Genomic DNA, 18728 nt, shown 5'->3' on the forward strand with positions numbered 1-18728 from the left:
TTATTTTTTCTGGATTGCCACGCTAATTTCATTTGCCAAGCTTATGCTGATTTGGTATCCATGCGGGCAATGTCGCTACGGTATGACGCACAGAGGATATTTTTCGATCTATACAACAACCTCACTTAAATTGCAAAGATATGAAAACAGTAGGTAGACGAAGTTTAATTTGAAAAAGAGCTAGGAATCCGTAAGACAAAGAACGGCGGTAGTTACTTAATGTAGTTCGTACCGCAGTGCTTGTAGTTTTTTTAAGTTAAATGAGCATGATAATGATACTCCTCGCAGCAGAGCTACGAGGTATCTATCCAAAAAGTTTTAACTGTTTTTGTTGAAATGCTTTATAAGAAGGTTTGCCTGAACCTTGATTTTTTACATAATTACGTAATTTCCGCTCATCACCATGTTTACATACTGTGCTCATAAAATATCCTTTACTCCAAAACTCACTTCCCCATAATTTTTCTTTAAGATTTGGATATTTCTTAAACATTTCCTTAGATGTAATACTTTTTATGATTTGAGTTATTTTTGTTGGGCTATACATTGGTATTGACTGTAGTAAAAAATGTACATGTTCTTTATCTACTCCTATTTCCAAAAATCTAATTTCATAACGAGCTTCTATGTCCTCACAAATTTTACATAAATAATCGTCTAGTTCCTCATTGAATATTACTCTTCTATACTTTGCCGGTGTTACTAAATGATATATTAGTACTGTGACATTATCACTTTTATGTATATAACTGCTTTCTTCCATGCATCTAGTATATCACGAAGCAGACCTTCGGGGAATTAAACCCTAAGAGATTAACGAGAATATAGCTCGACTACTAAGTGAACTTCAGGAGTGAAAGGATATCTAACGTCGGAAATTGTTGGGACTCTTAGATATTTACCACTTAGCGAATCTACATCAAATGATACATAATCAGGTGTTGTTTGACCTTGCTTTGAAACTGATTCTTGAATGATGCCCATTTGTCTTGAAGCTTCTTTGATCTCTATAACATCACCTTCTTTGAGACGCATACTTGCTATATCAGCTTTCTTACCATTTACTTTGATATGACCATGTGATATTAATTGTCTAGAAGAGAAAATAGTTGGTGCAATATTCATTCTGTAAACTATAGAATCAAGTCTACTTTCAAGTAATCCAATGAAGTTTTCACCAGTATTACCTTTCATTTTTTGAGCAAATCCAAAGATATTTCTAAATTGCTTTTCAGTGATACGACCGTAATGGCATTTTATTCTTTGTTTAGCTTTTAAATGTAACCCATAATCAGAGGTTTTAACCATGGTATTGCGTCCATGTTGACCTGGGCGATAATTTCGGGTATTAAATGCATCTTTATCATCACCCCATAAGCTAACACCAAGTCTTCTACTAGCTTTATATTTAGAACGTACGATTTTTGTCACTGAAAATATCCTTAACTTTTAAATTATAATTACAAAAAAATATATACATTTCTTGCATTAAAGTCAATCGTTGATTTTTACCTTAAAACTTTTTATATTTAGTAAAAAAACTTTTATATGAACTCTTTAACAAAATCAATAGATTTAGATAAAGTTAATTACCATCAAAGTACAGTTAAAGACTATATTTTACTAATGAAACCACGCGTAATGTCGTTGGTTGTCTTTACTGGCTTTTCTGGAATGTGGCTTGCTCCTAATTCACTGCATCCTTTCATTAATATAATTGCTTTAATCTGTATAGCCATAGGTGCGGGTAGTGCTGGAGCAATTAATATGTGGTATGATAGGGATATTGATGCCTTAATGAAACGTACACAAAAAAGACCCATAATAAGAGGTGCTATAGAAGCTGATGAAGCATTATCATTCGGATTGATAATGGCATTCTTTTCAGTGTTTTTTATGGCATTATGTGTAAATTTCCTGTCAGCATTATTATTATTATTTACTATTTTTTATTATATTTGTATCTATACTATGTGGTTAAAGCGTAGTTCTATACAAAATATTGTTATTGGTGGAGCAGCTGGAGCTCTTCCCCCTGTAATAGGTTATGCTTCTGTAAGTGGCAGCGTGTCTTTGGATTCTTTTATATTGTTCCTAATTATCTTTATTTGGACACCGCCTCATTCTTGGGCTTTGGCTTTATTTTGTAACGATGATTATAAAAACTGTAGAGTGCCTATGATGCCTGCAATAAAAGGAGCTTTATATACTAAAAAGCAAATTCTAATTTATAGCATAATTTTATTTTTGGTCTCTCTTATGCCTTTTTTTATAGGTACGAGTAATGTTATATATTTATTAACTGCTGTACTACTTGGTTTAGGGTTTTTATATTATTCTATATCATTATTTTATGATAAGGCTGATAATAGGCAGGCAAAACGATTTTTTGCTTATTCGATATTTTATTTATTCCTCATATTTCTACTTTTAGATTTTTGCCAACTATAATTATATTTTATAATTAAACAGGAAAATATTATGACTCAAATTACTAAATTATTTGAAAAATGTTTAAATCTTCATAAAAATTATAAATATGTGGAAGAGAAAGAAAATTTAAAAAAATTTGCTGAATTTAGTTTGGATGAAGTTCTAAGCTTTATTCAAGCATATAAAAAGACTGAAAATTATAGTGATAAAAAAGCTGAAGTTTTTCATAGCTTAAGTTCTAATCTAATGGAAAGTCAACAAGATAATTCAGTTAAAGCATTAGAAAAAGCTATTGAACTAGATCCAAATAGAGCATTTTATTATGAAGAATATTTCAACATATTTTAAAAATCAAGCCAAAAGAATCTATTATTTTTATCAAAAATGCTATTCAAATGATACTCCTCGCAGCAGAGCTACGAGGTATCTATCCAAAAAGGTTTAACTGTTTTTGTTGAAATGCTTTATAAGAAGGTTTGCCTGAACCTTGATTTTTTACATAATTACGTAATTTCCGCTCATCACCATGTTTACCTACTGTGCTCATAAAATATCCTTTACTCCAAAACTCACTTCCCCATAATTTTTCTTTAAGATTTGGATATTTCTTAAACATTTCCTTAGATGTAATACTTTTTATGATTTGAGTTATTTTTGTTGGGCTATACATTGGTATTGACTGTAGTAAAAAATGTACATGTTCTTTATCTACTCCTATTTCCAAAAATCTAATTTCATAACGAGCTTCTATGTCCTCACAAATTTTACATAAATAATCGTCTAGTTCCTCATTGAATATTACTCTTCTATACTTTGCCGGTGTTACTAAATGATATATTAGTACTGTGACATTATCACTTTTATGTATATAACTGCTTTCTTCCATGCATCTAGTATATCACGAAGCAGACCTTCGGGGAATTAAACCCTAAGAGATTAATTCTGCAACCATTCCTACAGAACGCTTAACAGCCTTTTTTAAAACTAAAGAGGGGCAGTATGGTGAGTATGATAAATTTATAGGGGTGACTGTACCGACTTTACGTAAAATAGCTAAAATTTATTATAATTTAAGTAAAGATGATTTAGGCGGGATTATTAAATCAAGATTTAATGAAGAGAGGTTTTTAGCTTTGGTTATCCTTATCAATCAATATCAAAAAGCTTCTGATAACGATAAGAAAATTTTTTATCAATTTTATATAGACAATATAAAATATGTCAATAATTGGAACTTGGTTGATGCTTCAGCTCATCATATTATCGGAGCTTATTTATGGGATAAGGATAAGGAATATCTTTATAAATTAGCAAGATCTAAAAATCTTTGGGAAAGAAGAATAGCAATGGTTGCAACTTGGTATTTTATTCGCAAAAATGAACTCGATTTAACTTTTAAAATAGCCCAATTATTGTTAAATGATAAACATGATTTAATTCATAAAGCGGTAGGGTGGATGCTACGTGAAGCAGGAAAAAGGGACGAAAAGCAATTAATAGAGTTTTTAAATCGACATATATCACAAATGCCTAGAACCATGTTGCGTTATGCAATTGAAAGATTTTCTGAAGAAACACGTAAGCATTATAAATGAAAAACTTTGTCGCTATTTTTCAAATAAAACAAGTATAACCTTAAAAAACTAGATTTATAGAAAATTTATGCTAGTATTTTATAAAACTATTAAAAGGTATTAATTATGATAAAAACTTTATTGGCTGGTTTCATAGCTTTTGCTAGTATAACAAGCTATGCTAGCCCTAATACTCAGCCAACCCAAAATACTAATCCTACAGATTTATCTACTACTTTATCTAAGTTAAATGCAGCAGGAGCTGTACAATTTGCACAACCTTGGGTAAGACCTACTACAAATGTCGATAATGCACTAAGCAATTCTGCTATGTATTTTACATTAGCAAATACTAGACCGGCTAGCTATAATATAGTTAATATATCTTCAGATCAAATAGGTAGAATAGAGATGCACCAAACAGTTACTGACAGTAATGGTGTTAGCCAAATGGCGAAAGTAGATTATCCGTTTTTAATTTCTGGTAACCTTAAAGTTGGTTTTGTACCAGGAGGTATGCATATAATGCTTTATGATATAAGAAAAGATCTAAACGTAGGTGATACAGTTGATATAACTTTTTTCTTTGATGATAATAGTGTAAAAACTGTTACTGCTAAAGTAGCAAATGATAACCCTTATCCTCAACAGTAAAAGAAAATTTTAATAGCCTGTTCTTGCGAGGAGAATTACAAAAGCTTTCTCGCAATGACGAGTCTTTTAACTATTCTTATGCATATAACTATTGCATAATTGTATTATTTCTTCTTTATATCTTGGTTTTTGTAAATGTCTACTTTTTAGGCTTAAATTTTTAAAATCTTGTTCAGTTAAAGGTAGATATTTACATAGCTTCATTAAATCTTCATCTGAAATAAAATGTTTTCGTGGGATATTTATAGTTTGGGCTTTTTCTTCACGATAAGCTGCAAGCATTTGTATTTTAGTATTAAAATCTTTAATTTCAATTCTAAATTTTACTTTTTTCCAAGCATCCTCGGGCTTTATCTCATAGTTTTTAATATTAAATAAAAACTGGAGCATGTACTGATATTGATTCGTTAAATTATTATCCAAAATTATCTTATTTAGTTGTTTATATATTTTGTCCAAATATTCAACATCTAAAAATGCATAATTTAGCATATCTTCAGTAATAGGGCGTTTTAACCAGTTAGATTTTTGATGAGTTTTATCAATATTAATTTTAAAGAGTTTATAACAAAGATCATCATAGCTTAGTTGACTACCAAGACCACAAACATTTGCAGCAACTTGTACATCAAAAATATTGGAAGGCAGAGTTTTAAATAGATTATGAAAAATTTCGAAATCTTCACGAGGTGCGTGAAATATTTTAATAATATTACTATCTATAAGCAGCTTGTTAAAGGCGTTTAAATCTAGATTATTTATCGCATCAATTATTATACTGCAATCTTCTGCTTTTACTTGTATTATACTGAGTTTGGAGTAATAGGTATAACGACGTTCAAATTCTGTATCTATACTCAACCATTTTTTGGTGGATAATTCCTTACAAAACTCTTCTAATATTTTTTGACTATTAATAATTTGCATAAATGAAGCTATTTACAAAGCTCCAATAATTTTTAGAAAAAGATTGGTATGAGATAAAGATAATACTACTTCAAGACCGATTAATATAATAATAATCCACTCAAGTTTAGTAGAATGTTTATAATTAAGATCATTTGAAAGAATATCAAGTAACTCATGAATCATATTAAGGCGATGATTCATTATATTTTGTCTTATTTCTATGTCCTGAAATTCTGCCGTCATAAGATATAGAGGCTCATAGCTAGGACGACGCCAAAAAAACTCAGGCGTATCGAATATATCACTATGTAAACTGATTGAATAGCGTTCACTAAATAATATTCCTATTTGTTGTAATATCTCTTTTTTAGACAGAGAGACACTACCTGTTCTAGCTAGCTCTTGTTGTATAGGAGTGGTTTGAGATATCAAATTACTCACAGACTGCTCAAGAACGCTAAGTTTAACAGATTGAGCAAGTGCATGAGAAATAGACAGTTTAACAAAAACCGATTTATCAGCTAAAATTATTTTGTTTTTTTCTTCGTCAATAAAAGTTTTTTCGTGTTCTTCACTATATTCAAAATAAATATAATCGGATACAGGTTCGGCAAGTTTGTTTATTGTTACTGAATCAATATCATTTAAAATTACTTTTTCCTGAATTTCGTCACCACCCCAAATAGTTACACAACCAAAAGGGAAGAAAAATATATCTATATAATCAGAATCTTTATTTACTTCTTTCCGGATGTATAAAACATCATCAAAATGCTGAGGTTCAAGCCCTATCTTTTTTAAATTAGTAACTAGATCACTCATCTTATATTCAGAAGAAACACAGTAAGATGAACATCTCATAATTATTTAAGTTTAATTTACACAAATTTAAAGTATAGTGGTGTGAAGCATAGAAAGTCAATAATATTATATACTCGTTTAATTTGAAAAATTGGCTACGTCGTCTTAACAAGTACTCCGGTACTCACGTATTTAAGTATACGCTCCGTTCCTCGTCTTGTAGACTTCTTACTCTTTTCCAAATTAAACTTCGTCTATCTATTTTTTTATTTGTTGGGAGTAAATTTAATGTACGAAATATTAAACAATAGGAAGATTATTAAAATAGTAGGTTTGGATTCGGTAAAATTCTTACAAAACCTTACAACTAATGATATCAATAAGAGTAATTACTGTTATACTTATTTACTTAATAATCAAGGTAGATATTTATTTGATTTCTTTGTATACATACATAACCTTAAAGAAATTTATATCGATATTGATGAGAAAAGTAAAACTGCCTTAATAGATCACTTAAATTTTTATAAGCTCCGCTCTAAAATAGAAATAATAGATTGTAAAGATGAGTATAAAATTGCTTATTCTCATCAAGAATTAAATATGGATTCATTAGTCACAGCTCGTGATCCTCGATACCATTTACTTGGGTTTCGCTCAATAATACTAAGCCACTCATATGATTCCTACATAGGCGGGAATCTAAGTGAAAAATTATATTTAGATGATAAATATAATTTTGCCATAGTAGACGGAGTAGATGATTTGGCTTCAGGTGAGTCAATTCCGGTTATCTATGGTGCTGAAGAATTGAACGCTATTAGTTATGATAAAGGTTGTTATGTAGGTCAAGAAGTTATATTAAGAACTAAATATCAAGGTGTTATAAGAAGAAAGATATATAAAATTATAACTGAGAAAGAACTATCATCTTTAGTTAAAAATGAGGAAATAACTACGACCAAGAACAAAATTGGTATATTATGTTCCAGCTATCAAAATAAAGCTATCGCCTTAATTAGAGAAGAGAAGTATTTGGCTAATAAGGAAGAAGATATTACTGTGGGTGGGATTAGAGTAGATTTATCTCTTGCTCCTTGGTATATGTAAGTAAAACTTCAAAAATTGGTTACGTCGTCTTATAAAATCTGCGGCACTCACGTACTAAGTGTTACGCTCCGTTCCGAAAGTTTCAGACTTCTTACTCTTTTTGAAGTTGAGTCGAAGTATATATATTATTTATTTAAGGTATAATAATAAAAAATCAAAATATATGAATCTAAATTCTCCAAAAATATCAATAGTTTTACCAGTTTATAATAGGGAAGAATTATTACCGAAATCTATTGAAAGCTGCCTTAATCAAACATTTAAAGATTTTGAACTTATTATAATCGATGACTGCTCTAAAGATAAAAGTTTTGAAATAGCAAAAGAATATGCAAAGCAGGATCAGCGTATCAAAGTAATAAGAAATGAGCCTAATAGAAGATTGCCAGCTAGTCTTAATATTGCTTTCAAAGAGGCTAGGGGACAATATTTTACTTGGACTTCCGATGATAATTTTTTGCATGAAAATGCTTTAGAAAAAATGAATGATGTTTTAGATAATTCACCGGATATAGGTCTTGTTTATACCGATTATACTCTAATTGATGAGCAGGGCAAAATAGGTGCAAGGCTCTATCAAGAATCTCCGGAATTTTTGCCTATTCGTGATTGTGTTGGAGCATGCTTTTTATACAGAGCAGATGTAGCAAAGAAAGTAGGCGGATATAATGAAAACATGCATTTAGTTGATGATTATGAATATTGGCTTCGGTTTGGGCTTGTTACGAAATTTGCTCATGTACCAGAGTCGTTATATTTTTATATGGTGCATAATCAGAGCCTAACAACTGAACGTAAAGCAGAAGCCCAAAAAGCTAAAAGAGTTTTAAAAGAATTATTTAAGAATAAATATGTTATTCCTGATGAGATTAAGCCCATAGATGATTTATATAGCTGGTTTATTGAGGATAAAAATTTAAATTCTTATCTTAAATTATTAAAAATAATAATTTGTAATCCTATCATTACCCTTTCTTATATTCTAAAAAACCTTAAAAGAATTAGATAAATTTTTATTGATAAAAGCAGAAATGAAGATATTATTTAAGGACTTAGTGTCACCCCGTAGTGATGTTGTTGCATGGCTAAAAAAAAGCGTTCTATGTCATTCCCGCCTACGCGGGAATGACAATTAGAGTCGTGCAACAATATTGATCAAGCCATGGTATCACACATATTAAACAATATATTATATGCCAAATCACGATTTCCTACATTCATTAAACGAGCAGCAACAAAAAGCAGTTCTTCATACCGAAGGACCGCTTCTTTTGCTTGCAGGGGCAGGAACAGGTAAGACGAAAGTGCTAACCTCAAGAATTGCGAATATTATTCATCAAAATTTAGCATCCCCGCAGAATATTTTAGCTGTTACTTTCACGAATAAAGCAGCAAAAGAGATGCAGGAAAGAGTCCATAATTTGGTTAGCTCTTACGGTCTTAACATTGGTACTTTCCACTCAATGGCAGCAAGGATATTGCGTGATCAAATAGAGCATTTAAATCTCGGTTTGAATAGTAGATTCACTATTATTAATCAAGATGATCAACTAAGATTGATTAAGGATATAGTAAAGCTCAAAAATATTGATACTAAAAAATATGCTCCTAAATTAATACATATCGTAATCTCACGTTGGAAAGATCAAGGTTTATTGCCAAATAAGCTATCAAATTCTGATACTAATTTACCGCTGCAACGTGTAGCAAAACTTGTTTATGAGGAATATCAGCAAAATTTACTTATCTCCAACGTAGTAGATTTTGGGGATTTACTGCTTTATAACAATGAACTTTTCATTAAAAATCCTGAGATATTAAAATATTACCAAGAAAAATATCGTTATATTTTAATTGATGAGTATCAAGATACTAATGTCGTGCAATATTTGTGGGCAAGAATGCTTGCAAGCTTAAGTAAAAATATCTGCTGTGTTGGTGATGATGATCAGTCCATTTATGGTTGGCGTGGTGCGGAAGTAGGCAATATATTACGTTTTGAAAAGGATTTTTTAAACGCCACAATTATTAAGTTAGAGCAGAATTATAGATCAACTCTTCCAATTCTTGCGGCTGCTTCAAATGTTATCAATAACAATAAAAATCGTCATGGCAAAACCTTATGGACTGATAAGGAAAGCGGCGAAAAGATCAAAATTATATCTTGTTGGAACGATAAAGAAGAAGCAAGATATATTGCCTCCGAAATAGCTAGGTTAGTGCGAGAGGGAAGATATAGTGCAGGAAATATTGCTATATTAGTGCGAGCAGGATTTCAAACTAGAAGTTTTGAAGAAGCCTTTATAAATAGTGCTATGCCTTATAAGATTATCGGAGGTCTTAGATTCTATGAACGTATGGAAATAAGAGACGTGCTTGCTTATGTTCGTATTGCTTTAAACCAAAATGATAATTTAGCATTAGAGCGTATTATTAACGTACCGAAAAGAGCAATAGGGGCAGTGACGTTAAATAAAATTAAAGTATATGCTATAGAAAAAAATATCTCTAATTTTGCTGCTATTAAAGAAATGCTAGAGGATGGTGAGATAAAAACAAAATCCTATGAAACTTTGAAAGATTTAGTTACTAAAATCAGTAATTGGCACGAAAGATTTAGCTTTGATGCTCCAATTAATGTTGTTAAAGCAATACTCGATGATTCCGGATATTTAGAAATGCTTCAGGAAGAGAAAACTGAAGAAGCTTTAGGCAGAATCGAGAATATCAACGAGATGCTAAGAGCTATTGCTGAGTTCAACGATATTCACGATTTTATCGAGCATGCAAGCCTAGTTATAGAGAATGAAGTTTTAGAAACCAATTATGGTGGTTCTGTAACAATAATGACACTACACGGTGCTAAAGGTCTTGAGTTTGACGTAGTATTCTTGCCAGGTTGGGAAGAGGGGGTGTTTCCGTCTCAAAGATCTTTAGATGAAGAGGGTGAAAAAGGTTTGGAAGAAGAACGTCGCATTGCTTATGTCGGTATTACTAGAGCTAAAAAAGAGCTTTACATTACCCATGCTGAAAGCCGCAAAATATTCTACGAAATAGTCAGATCATACCCATCAAGGTTCTTAGCTGAAATCCCAGAGGAAATTATTATCCGCACATCTTCTATGAAAAAATATGATTCTTTTTATAAATTTTAACTAATTTTTTTTTCTAGAATTTAAAATTAATTTGGCATTTTTTTAAATATTTATTATTATTTAAAATAACTTAAAAAAGGAATAATATGATGGTGCTAGGCAAAGCGGGTAAATTACAGTTGGTGAAAATCCAACCTACGTAAAGTTTAGCCAACAGCGTAGAACCAAATTTCACATATATGGAGGTAACGAATTATGTGAAGCTGAGAGGAGGGATGTAGTGGGTTGTAACGCAAGTGAAGGATATAAGCTCCGAAATATACGATATCGTAGAGGTTGACATGCTTCATTTCATGGAAAACAGGATGTGTAGTTGCGGTAAGGCAAGCAACTATCGCTCTACCGGAGTCGCAGGCCATGACACGCTACAAGATGGAATTTACCTGAACCTAGGAGATCCATTGTATTCTTACGCAAGTTAGTACTTTAAAACAAGCTGTTAAGAGCAAGAATTAAAGGATGATACAATGGAAGTCGGACTGACTCATAGTACTCTGAGCATGGGAAAGCCATGTACATGGGGAAGGGGTCAGCAATATAGCGTTAGTATAAGTACGCTTAATTCACTAATACACGGAGGTTAGAGAGTAGAATGGAAAGTAAACTTAAACTTATATCTGCTAAAGCTAAGGAAGATAAGAAGCTAAAATTTACAGCACTTGTGCATCATGTAAATAAGGAGAATCTTATTAAATGTTACAAAGAGCTGAAAAAGAACAGAGCTTGTGGCATAGATGAAGTAACGGTTGAAGAATATGGCAAGAATCTAGAGGAGAATGTAGAAAACCTTGTGCAGAGACTAAAAGATAGAAGCTACAGAGCTAGTGCAGTTAGAATGGTATATATACCTAAAATTAACAGCAGAGAAAAGCGAGGGCTTGGTATTTCAACAGTTGAAGATAAAATAGTGCAATTAGCAGTGAAGAAATTGTTAGAAGCAATATATGAACAAGATTTTCTAAAATGCTCTTATGGATTTCGTCCTAACTTAAGCTGTCATTCAGTAATAAAAGCCTTAAATGAAGTAGTGATGAAAAAGCCAATCAACTATGTTGTAGAAGTTGATATTAGAAAATTTTTCGATAACATAAATCATTATTGGTTGCAAAGGTGTTTAGAAGAAAGAATATTAGACAAGAATTTTATGTGGCTAATAAGAAGGCTTTTAAAAGCTGGAGCAACTAAGGATGGTGTTGTTAGTAGCAGTGATCAAGGTACACCGCAAGGCTCAGTAGCAAGTCCAATACTTGCAAATATTTACTTACATTATGTCTTAGATCTATGGTTTGAGAAAGTCTTTAAGTCAAAAGCTAAAGGCTATGTAGAGTTAATAAGATACTGTGATGATTTTGTGGTGTGTAGTGAAAGTGCTAAAGATGCAGAAGAATTTTTAAACTTACTACAAGATAGGATAAAAGCTTTTGGATTAAGCATATCAGAAGAGAAAACAAGGAAGGTTAAGTTTGGTAGACGCCCTTGGCAACTAGCAAGTAAAAGGAAAGAGAAAGTGGAGACATTTAACTTTCTTGGTTTTACTCACTATTGTGGAAAAAGTAGGCAAGGATACTTTGTAATGGGTCATAAGACAATGAAGAGTAGTTTTGCAAGAAAACTAAAAGAAACTCAAGAATGGTTAAAGTCAATAAGATCTCAAATAGCTTTGAAAGAATGGTGGCCAACACTAAAATCAAAACTAACAGGACATTATAATTATTATGGTATTAGCGGTAATTTTCAATCGATCTCTAAGTTTTACTATAGAACTGTACAAATGGTACATAAGTGGATAAACCGAAGAGGTAGTAGAAAAGTAAGCTATAAATGGTTTAATAACTATTTGCAGTGGAATCCGCTACCAATGCCAAAAATAAAGTTTTCTTTATATGGTACTACTTCAAAGCAGAATAGCTATATTGAAGAGCCGTGTGTGGGAAAACCACAAGCACGGTTGTGTGAGGGCTATCATAGCAATGAAACTTTATTAATTAAAGGATGGTAAGAGCTATGATTTCTACTCGGCCAGATAATTTAAAAGTTGATGACAGAGCTCAGCAACTGAAAGACATAATGGATATTCAAGAAAAGGATTTAAATATTGATGATCAAGCTCAGCAATTATCAAAGAAAGATGTAGCTGATGAAAAAATTAATGAGATTGAAGAAGAAAAAAATTTAAAAATTGATAATAAGAACCAGCAATCATCAAATAGAAATATAGTAAATAATAAAATTAACGATATTACAGGAGTAATTAGAAAGTTTGATCAATATCAGTCATTAGTACCTAAAGATCTTTCTTTTTTTGATCAACCGCTTCAATATGTACAAAATTTTGGTGGAGCGTTAGATTTAGGTTATGATCTTATAAGATCCTATCTTAAAGAAGAGAAAATTCAAGATTTTGTTGATAGCATAAATGAAAATGCAAAACAAAATGCTGCAATAACTACAAAGCAAAATAGAGATAAGATTAAACTTTATGCTGCAAAAATTGAAGGTAACTTAAAAGGATTTAGGGTAAGTTTAGATTTAGAATCAATGAAACCTGTACTAAATGAATTTGATAATCAAGATATAAATACCTTAGCAAATGCAATTAATGAATCATTAGTTGAAGTGAGTAATAATAAGATTCCTACAGAGATATATACTGAAAAATTACTAGAAGCAGTTATAAAAAAATTACCTAATTCTTTATCGCAGCAAAAATTGCAACAATGTAAGGAATTTATTCTCAGTGGGAAAAAAAATAAAAAAACATACACAGAATCGGAAATGGATAGAACAGAAATTTCTAAAGCAGCAGAAGATTCAGTAAATCAATTGACAGAAAGGTTAGATAAAAACACTCGAGAAAGTAAAATATTAGAGCCTGTAATAAAACCCTTTTCCCCTTTATATGAAAGTACAAATGAAAAACTTATTGAAAAAACAGGAACAATTTTAAAGAATTTAGATTCTGCTTATTTAACTGACAACAATTCTAGAATAGTATCAGAGTTAAAAGAAATTAATGACAGAGGCACTTCTTTATGGGAAAAGTTTAAATCAATTTTTACAGGTAAAGATTATTTAGGGGAAAGATTAGAACAATCAGTAAGTAAATATACAGCGTTAAGTGATGAATATGTAAAAAAGGAAATTGATAATAAAATCTTTTCAAATGCTTTAACAAAGGAACAAATTGCTGCCGGCTTAACAAAATTAATGAATAAAACTATTGAGCCGAAAGAAGTTAATAATCCTAATCTTAATTTAGTTGAAATAAGAAAAGCAAATCCTGAAATATTTGATAAATTATTATTTGCCAAACAATCTCAAACATCTTCAAAAGGCAAGCCAGATATTCACCAAGAAAATCAAAAAGTAAGAACACGAGGACCTGGTTTTTAATTAGCTTTCTTTCCAAACTATTAAGATTTCTAAAAGTATCTTAAAATTGGATATATATTAGAGATTTTCATAGAATCTATCCTAGTTATTTTACACTGTTAATTTTTTAAATATTTCTATCAAAAGATAAAAAAGTTGCAAATTATGAAATTTTAATATTTAATATATCAAATGTTTTAATAATAGGTAACATATGGCTATAAAGTTACAGGAAGCACAATATGAGATTAGAAGTAATGATAAAGAAAATGATTTAATACAATTATTAAGAAACGACCTAAAAGAAACAAAAAACTATTTAGTACAAGCGTTAATTAACGAGGGATTTAAAAAGAAAGAAATTAATGTAAATGATCCTGATGTAAAAAAAACAATTGAAAATCTAATATATTCTGACCCTGATGACCCTAAAAATATATCTTCTAAGCCTAATGCGAAAAATGATGTTAAAAGTATTATTGCAACTATAAAAAATAACAACAAGCAAATAACAAAATGGGAGAAAGAAGGTTATAATCCTCAAGCTTTTAAAGAAATTAAGGAAGAAATGGAAAAGCTTCCTAAACAGTTAGAAGCAGAATTATCAAGTCAAAAAAATATAGATAATCTTGTAAATGAACGTGTAAAAAACCGTATATTTATGTATGCTAATTTTGCTAAAGAAAATCAGCCAATATTCAAAGATGAAAAAGACGCTCTTATAAATAAAATAAATAAGTATGTAGAAATATCGCAAGATACAGTTTCGGCTTTACTAAAAAATGAAAAGTTATTAGATCCATTAGTGCAGCAAATTACTAGAAATGCCAGCGATTTTTTTGGTAAAGATGGAGCTAATGTTAAAGGTGTATGTGTTCTAGATGAGAAAAAGTTGACTGATGAAAATATACTGAATTTTACTTATGAAACTAACCAGGCTATTAAGTCATTTGAAGCAGTACAAAAAGGGATTAGTAACTTAGATGTTGCAAAAAATAAGCAGATTACAGAAACATTATTATCTAAACTAGATACAGATTATACAACTAAATATAATAACACAATAATCAATGAGTTACAGGCAGTTAGTAATAAAGGTACTTCTTTTTTAGAAAAAATACAAGCAGTTTTTTCAGGAAAAGATTATTTGGGAGAAAAATTAGAAAATGTTTTAGATACTCATATTAAGGCAAATAACAAGCATATAGATAATAAAATTACTACTCTTTCAAAAGGTTTAAAAAATAATGAATTTGTTACGGGTTTAAAGCATTTTGTAGATGAAAATACAAAAAAAATATCAGACAACTCTAAACTTCGAAACGTAAACCTCAATGAAATACATAATAATAAAGCTGCTTTAGTAGAGCTTAGAAAAATTAATCCGCACAGATTTGATCAAACAGTATTTGAAGACTCAAAACGGCTTGCTTTAAAGTCTAAATCTTAAAATATCAAAATTGATTTACCTACAGCTACGCCTAATCTTTCTAATAAAAAAAGTCAAAATATAGTTAGATAAATATTATTATTGCTAAGCCTTTAGGCATATTTGATGGTAATAATGTTGGTTGTGAATGTTTTATAGTAAAGTGTTCCTTTTTAATATTTTGTCCTATTTTTTTGCAGATTTAAATGCTATTTTATACTTTATTAGATCTATTGCGGTATTAATAACTAATTTCAGTACATCTTTATCTGCTAATAACTTTAATACGCCTATAGTAGTTTTAAGATATTTTTTATCTTTATAATCTTTAGCTATAGTGGTAAGTTTGGGTAATTTCTGAGCTATTTGCTCAATAACTTTTTCTCCTTTAACATGGAATTTATTACCTGAAAAAGTATTGTGTAAATAATTATCTATTATTGTACCCAATTCCTTAGAGCCTGTCTTGAAAAGATATAAGAAATAATTTATATTGTCAAAAAATAATAAAGTAGGAATATGTATCCCAGTGATATAGTGGAAGAAGAAAGGATACATTTAGCTCCATTTGTTGGTCCTTGCAAGATAGGACGGTCACGTAAACATAATATAAGAGATATAATTAATGGCATTCGTTACGTAATTAGGAGTGGTTGTCAGTGGGGATTATTACCTAAAGATTTTCTCCCATGGCAAACAGTATATGACTATTATTTACGTTGGCGTAAGAATGGTAGATGGCAAGAAATACATGATAGATTAGTCCAAAAAGTAAGGGAGAAAGAAAGTAAGAAATCCACTCCTACTGTAGGGATTATAGATAGTCAGTCTGTTAAGACTACCCAAAAAGGGGAGCTAGAGGATATGATGCAGGCAAGAAGATTAAGGGTAGGAAACGCCATATAGTTACAGATACACTTGGTTTAGTATTATCATGTGAAGTACATTCAGCAGGTATACAAGACAGAGATGGTACTAAAAATGTAATAATCAAGGCAAAAGCAAAATATCCTAGTATTATCAAATTTTTTGCAGATAGTGGTTATGCTGGAGCATTACAAATTTGGTGTTTTTTAACTGTAAGAGCATTACTGACAATTTCTCGTAAAATTGTTGATCAAGTGGGGTTTAAAGTGATTCCCAAGCGTTGGATAGTTGAACGTACTTTTGGCTGGCTCAATAATTTTCGTCGTATGAGTAAAGACTATGAGCATAACTATAAAACTTCTGAACATATTATTTATATCAATATGATTACACTTATGCTTAAAAAATTGACTAAACCTTAATCTCTTAGGGTTTAATTCCCCGAAGGTCTGCTTCGTGATATACTAGATGCATGGAAGAAAGCAGTTATATACATAAAAGTGATAATGTCACAGTACTAATATATCATTTAGTAACACCGGCAAAGTATAGAAGAGTAATATTCAAAGAGGAACTAGACGATTATTTATGTAAAATTTGTGAGGACATAGAAGCTCGTTATGAAATTAGATTTTTGGAAATAGGAGTAGATAAAGATCATGTACATTTTTTACTACAGTCAATACTAATGTATAGCCCAACAAAAATAACTCAAATCATAAAAAGTATTACATCTAAGGAAATGTTTAAGAAATATCCAAATCTTAAAGAAAAATTATGGGGAAGTGAGTTTTGGAGTAAAGGATATTTTATGAGCACAGTATGTAAACATGGTGATGAGCGGAAATTACGTAATTATGTAAAAAATCAAGGTTCAGGCAAACCTTCTTATAAAGCATTTCAACAAAAACAGTTAAAACTTTTTGGATAGATACCTCGTAGCTCTGCTGCGAGGAGTATCATTTTCCAAAAATGAAAAATGAGGAATTAGCTAAACCTAATAATTACGGGAATACCCCTTTATATTTAGCTCTCAATAAAAAATTAGGACCAGTTTGTGAAGCACTTGTTTTAAGAATGTCTGATAAAGATATCAGTATTATTGAAACATATGTTGAACTAGATAATACAGAACAAAAGGAAACATATTTTACTTTAGCTGCCGCTAGAGGCTTTAAAAAAGTTTGTGAAAATCTTGCTCCAAGAATGTCTAAAGAAGCAATTAATGTTATAACTGCAAAAAAATACACAGCTTTAACATTAGCTGCCGCTAAAGGTTGGGGAGAGATTTGTATAGAGCTTATTCCAAAAATGGATTTTGAAGTTATAAATACTATAACTGGAACAAATAATACAGCTTTAACTTTAGCAGCTGATAAAAATTTGCCTCAAGTTTGTATAAAACTTATTCCTATAATGTCCGATGAAGTTATTAATGTCACTGAAAATAGACACAAGGATTCTGCATTAAGAAAAGCTATATGGAATTATTTAGATGTAGTTTGTCAAATGCTTATCCCAGTAACATCTAAAGAAAATATTAACTATATTGATAATAGTGATAGAACGTTTTTAATTTTAGCTGCACAAAAAGGTATGAGAGTAGTTTGTGAAATGCTGATTTCTAGAATGATTAGAAGATAAGTCATTAGATATTCTTAACCATGTTGTTAGTAAAGGTGAACTTGAAGGCGAGTCTGCACTAAGCCTAGCTATGGGGCGAAATCTTGAGACAGTTTGTCAAATGCTTATTCCAATGGCACCTAAAGAAAATATTAGCTATATTGATAATGATGACAGGACACTTTTAATTTTAGCTATACAAAAAGGTATGAAGCTAGTCTGTGAAATGTTGATTTCTAGAATGATTGAAGATAAGTCATTAGATATTCTTAACCATGTTATTAGTAAAGGTAAGCTTAAAGGTGAATCTGCACTAAGCCTAGCTAAAAAACAAGAAGGCTTTGAAGATATATGTAAATCATTACAAACGCAACAAGATGCATATGAAGATGAAGAAAAATTTGAAGAACCTCTACCAAAAAAAACGATTCTGGAAGATATTAATGAATTATCAATCAAAATGAAAGATAGTGCTAATATTAATAAAAATATAGTAGAATATAGTATTGATAATAAAATAAAAAAATTAAGTGAAGATTCTGATTTATCAAAAATACATAAAGATATACAAGATATTATAGATTATAATAACAATTCTAAAGAAAAATTATTGGCTTTAAAAGATCATCTTAATCAAATAATTGATGCTCAAACTATAAATACCGAGCAACAAATTAGTCTTGAAGCATTAGGCGATGTATCTGTAGAGTTCAGTAATTTTAGGGGAGTTTAATATTAAAGTATATTTCTGCTTCGAGATATTGCTGCGTGGATCAATTCAATCTTGTCATCCCGCAACTT

The 18728-nt window shown here is 30.5% G+C and carries 21 protein-coding genes; 15 read left to right on the forward strand and 6 right to left on the reverse strand.

Annotated elements, in window-relative coordinates; all coding sequences use genetic code 11:
- Positions 1–304 precede the first annotated feature (304 nt).
- Entirely contained in the window at positions 305–763 is a 459-nt protein-coding gene (gene tnpA, locus ACOAL3_RS04795) for an IS200/IS605 family transposase (protein ID WP_419234544.1), read from the reverse strand.
- A 50-nt stretch (positions 764–813) separates the two neighbouring features.
- A complete protein-coding gene (rpsD, locus tag ACOAL3_RS04800) occupies positions 814–1431 on the reverse strand; it encodes a 30S ribosomal protein S4 (protein WP_419235514.1) in 618 nt (205 codons plus the stop codon).
- Positions 1432–1548: 117 nt separating this feature from the next.
- Between rpsD and cyoE the strand changes: the two genes are divergently transcribed.
- Both cyoE and ACOAL3_RS04810 read left to right on the forward strand, forming a co-directional pair.
- Positions 1549–2451, forward strand: coding sequence for a heme o synthase (gene cyoE / locus ACOAL3_RS04805; protein ID WP_395476461.1), 903 nt, complete (start codon positions 1549–1551; stop codon positions 2449–2451).
- A 90-nt stretch (positions 2452–2541) separates the two neighbouring features.
- Positions 2542–2781: a hypothetical protein gene (locus ACOAL3_RS04810; protein WP_419235515.1), complete on the forward strand. Its 240-nt coding sequence runs from the start codon at positions 2542–2544 to the stop codon at positions 2779–2781.
- A gap of 79 nt (positions 2782–2860) precedes the next feature.
- Here ACOAL3_RS04810 and tnpA (ACOAL3_RS04815) read toward each other — a convergent pair whose 3' ends face one another.
- Positions 2861–3319 carry an IS200/IS605 family transposase gene (gene tnpA, locus ACOAL3_RS04815; protein WP_419235198.1) on the reverse strand — a complete coding sequence of 153 codons (459 nt, stop codon included), beginning with the start codon at positions 3317–3319 and terminating at the stop codon, positions 2861–2863.
- A gap of 64 nt (positions 3320–3383) precedes the next feature.
- On the opposite strand from tnpA (ACOAL3_RS04815), the gene ACOAL3_RS04820 reads away from it, so the two are divergent.
- The gene (locus ACOAL3_RS04820; RefSeq protein ID WP_419235604.1) at positions 3384–4028 is read left to right on the forward strand and encodes a DNA alkylation repair protein; all 645 of its coding nucleotides are present in this window, start codon (positions 3384–3386) and stop codon (positions 4026–4028) included.
- 105 nt (positions 4029–4133) lie between these two features.
- Complete coding sequence (locus tag ACOAL3_RS04825) at positions 4134–4661, forward strand: copper chaperone PCu(A)C (RefSeq protein WP_395477539.1); 528 nt, start codon at positions 4134–4136, stop codon at positions 4659–4661.
- Between the two features lie 66 nt (positions 4662–4727).
- On the opposite strand, the gene ACOAL3_RS04830 is transcribed toward ACOAL3_RS04825, so the two are convergent.
- Together ACOAL3_RS04830 and ACOAL3_RS04835 are read right to left on the reverse strand one after the other, a co-directional pair.
- Positions 4728–5588, reverse strand: coding sequence for a ribonuclease D (locus ACOAL3_RS04830; protein ID WP_419235516.1), 861 nt, complete (start codon positions 5586–5588; stop codon positions 4728–4730).
- A gap of 12 nt (positions 5589–5600) precedes the next feature.
- Positions 5601–6392: an RMD1 family protein gene (locus ACOAL3_RS04835; protein WP_419235605.1), complete on the reverse strand. Its 792-nt coding sequence runs from the start codon at positions 6390–6392 to the stop codon at positions 5601–5603.
- A gap of 267 nt (positions 6393–6659) precedes the next feature.
- On the opposite strand from ACOAL3_RS04835, the gene ygfZ reads away from it, so the two are divergent.
- The 6 genes from ygfZ to ACOAL3_RS04865 all read left to right on the forward strand — a co-directional run bounded on the left by ygfZ (position 6660) and on the right by ACOAL3_RS04865 (position 15458).
- Positions 6660–7481: a CAF17-like 4Fe-4S cluster assembly/insertion protein YgfZ gene (gene ygfZ, locus ACOAL3_RS04840; RefSeq protein WP_419235517.1), complete on the forward strand. Its 822-nt coding sequence runs from the start codon at positions 6660–6662 to the stop codon at positions 7479–7481.
- 163 nt (positions 7482–7644) lie between these two features.
- Complete coding sequence (locus tag ACOAL3_RS04845; protein WP_419235518.1) at positions 7645–8490, forward strand: glycosyltransferase; 846 nt, start codon at positions 7645–7647, stop codon at positions 8488–8490.
- Between the two features lie 184 nt (positions 8491–8674).
- Complete coding sequence (gene pcrA, locus ACOAL3_RS04850; protein ID WP_419235519.1) at positions 8675–10636, forward strand: DNA helicase PcrA; 1962 nt, start codon at positions 8675–8677, stop codon at positions 10634–10636.
- Positions 10637–11228: 592 nt separating this feature from the next.
- A complete protein-coding gene (gene ltrA / locus ACOAL3_RS04855) occupies positions 11229–12635 on the forward strand; it encodes a group II intron reverse transcriptase/maturase (RefSeq protein ID WP_419234521.1) in 1407 nt (468 codons plus the stop codon).
- A gap of 5 nt (positions 12636–12640) precedes the next feature.
- On the forward strand, positions 12641–14029 hold the full coding sequence (locus ACOAL3_RS04860; RefSeq protein WP_419235520.1) for a hypothetical protein: 1389 nt from the start codon (positions 12641–12643) through the stop codon (positions 14027–14029).
- 193 nt (positions 14030–14222) lie between these two features.
- Entirely contained in the window at positions 14223–15458 is a 1236-nt protein-coding gene (locus tag ACOAL3_RS04865) for a hypothetical protein (RefSeq protein WP_419235521.1), read from the forward strand.
- Positions 15459–15623: 165 nt separating this feature from the next.
- On the opposite strand, the gene ACOAL3_RS04870 is transcribed toward ACOAL3_RS04865, so the two are convergent.
- Positions 15624–15887, reverse strand: a complete 264-nt coding sequence (locus ACOAL3_RS04870; RefSeq protein WP_419235522.1) for a hypothetical protein — start codon at positions 15885–15887, stop codon at positions 15624–15626.
- 69 nt (positions 15888–15956) lie between these two features.
- On the opposite strand from ACOAL3_RS04870, the gene ACOAL3_RS04875 reads away from it, so the two are divergent.
- The 5 genes from ACOAL3_RS04875 (at position 15957) to ACOAL3_RS04895 (ending at position 18660) form a co-directional block, all read left to right on the forward strand.
- Positions 15957–16343 carry a transposase gene (locus tag ACOAL3_RS04875; RefSeq protein WP_419235416.1) on the forward strand — a complete coding sequence of 129 codons (387 nt, stop codon included), beginning with the start codon at positions 15957–15959 and terminating at the stop codon, positions 16341–16343.
- Positions 16340–16726, forward strand: coding sequence for a transposase (locus ACOAL3_RS04880; RefSeq protein WP_395477655.1), 387 nt, complete (start codon positions 16340–16342; stop codon positions 16724–16726). The genes ACOAL3_RS04875 and ACOAL3_RS04880 overlap by 4 nt, the downstream gene beginning before the upstream one ends.
- A 50-nt stretch (positions 16727–16776) precedes the next feature.
- A complete protein-coding gene (gene tnpA / locus ACOAL3_RS04885; protein WP_419234744.1) occupies positions 16777–17235 on the forward strand; it encodes an IS200/IS605 family transposase in 459 nt (152 codons plus the stop codon).
- Positions 17236–17276: 41 nt separating this feature from the next.
- The gene (locus tag ACOAL3_RS04890) at positions 17277–17948 is read left to right on the forward strand and encodes an ankyrin repeat domain-containing protein (protein ID WP_419235523.1); all 672 of its coding nucleotides are present in this window, start codon (positions 17277–17279) and stop codon (positions 17946–17948) included.
- A 70-nt stretch (positions 17949–18018) separates the two neighbouring features.
- Positions 18019–18660, forward strand: a complete 642-nt coding sequence (locus tag ACOAL3_RS04895; protein WP_419235524.1) for a hypothetical protein — start codon at positions 18019–18021, stop codon at positions 18658–18660.
- Positions 18661–18728 lie beyond the last annotated feature (68 nt).

This window comes from Rickettsia endosymbiont of Nabis limbatus, from assembly GCF_965196655.1.
Lineage (GTDB): Bacteria > Pseudomonadota > Alphaproteobacteria > Rickettsiales > Rickettsiaceae > Rickettsia.

Excerpts from the sequence above, each read along its gene's own strand:
- ACOAL3_RS04895 (WP_419235524.1), top strand. The coding sequence starts at position 18,019 with ATGGGGCGAAATCTTGAGACAGTTTGTCAAATGCTTATTCCAATGGCA.
- pcrA (WP_419235519.1), top strand. The coding sequence starts at position 8,675 with ATGCCAAATCACGATTTCCTACATTCATTAAACGAGCAGCAACAAAAA.
- ACOAL3_RS04890 (WP_419235523.1), top strand. The coding sequence starts at position 17,277 with ATGAAAAATGAGGAATTAGCTAAACCTAATAATTACGGGAATACCCCT.
- cyoE (WP_395476461.1), top strand. The coding sequence starts at position 1,549 with ATGAACTCTTTAACAAAATCAATAGATTTAGATAAAGTTAATTACCAT.
- ACOAL3_RS04845 (WP_419235518.1), top strand. The coding sequence starts at position 7,645 with ATGAATCTAAATTCTCCAAAAATATCAATAGTTTTACCAGTTTATAAT.
- ACOAL3_RS04830 (WP_419235516.1), bottom strand. The coding sequence starts at position 5,588 with ATGCAAATTATTAATAGTCAAAAAATATTAGAAGAGTTTTGTAAGGAA.
- ltrA (WP_419234521.1), top strand. The coding sequence starts at position 11,229 with ATGGAAAGTAAACTTAAACTTATATCTGCTAAAGCTAAGGAAGATAAG.
- ACOAL3_RS04875 (WP_419235416.1), top strand. The coding sequence starts at position 15,957 with ATGTATCCCAGTGATATAGTGGAAGAAGAAAGGATACATTTAGCTCCA.
- tnpA (WP_419234744.1), top strand. The coding sequence starts at position 16,777 with ATGGAAGAAAGCAGTTATATACATAAAAGTGATAATGTCACAGTACTA.
- ACOAL3_RS04865 (WP_419235521.1), top strand. The coding sequence starts at position 14,223 with ATGGCTATAAAGTTACAGGAAGCACAATATGAGATTAGAAGTAATGAT.
- ACOAL3_RS04825 (WP_395477539.1), top strand. The coding sequence starts at position 4,134 with ATGATAAAAACTTTATTGGCTGGTTTCATAGCTTTTGCTAGTATAACA.
- ACOAL3_RS04860 (WP_419235520.1), top strand. The coding sequence starts at position 12,641 with ATGATTTCTACTCGGCCAGATAATTTAAAAGTTGATGACAGAGCTCAG.
- ygfZ (WP_419235517.1), top strand. The coding sequence starts at position 6,660 with ATGTACGAAATATTAAACAATAGGAAGATTATTAAAATAGTAGGTTTG.
- tnpA (WP_419234544.1), bottom strand. The coding sequence starts at position 763 with ATGGAAGAAAGCAGTTATATACATAAAAGTGATAATGTCACAGTACTA.
- ACOAL3_RS04835 (WP_419235605.1), bottom strand. The coding sequence starts at position 6,392 with ATGAGTGATCTAGTTACTAATTTAAAAAAGATAGGGCTTGAACCTCAG.
- tnpA (WP_419235198.1), bottom strand. The coding sequence starts at position 3,319 with ATGGAAGAAAGCAGTTATATACATAAAAGTGATAATGTCACAGTACTA.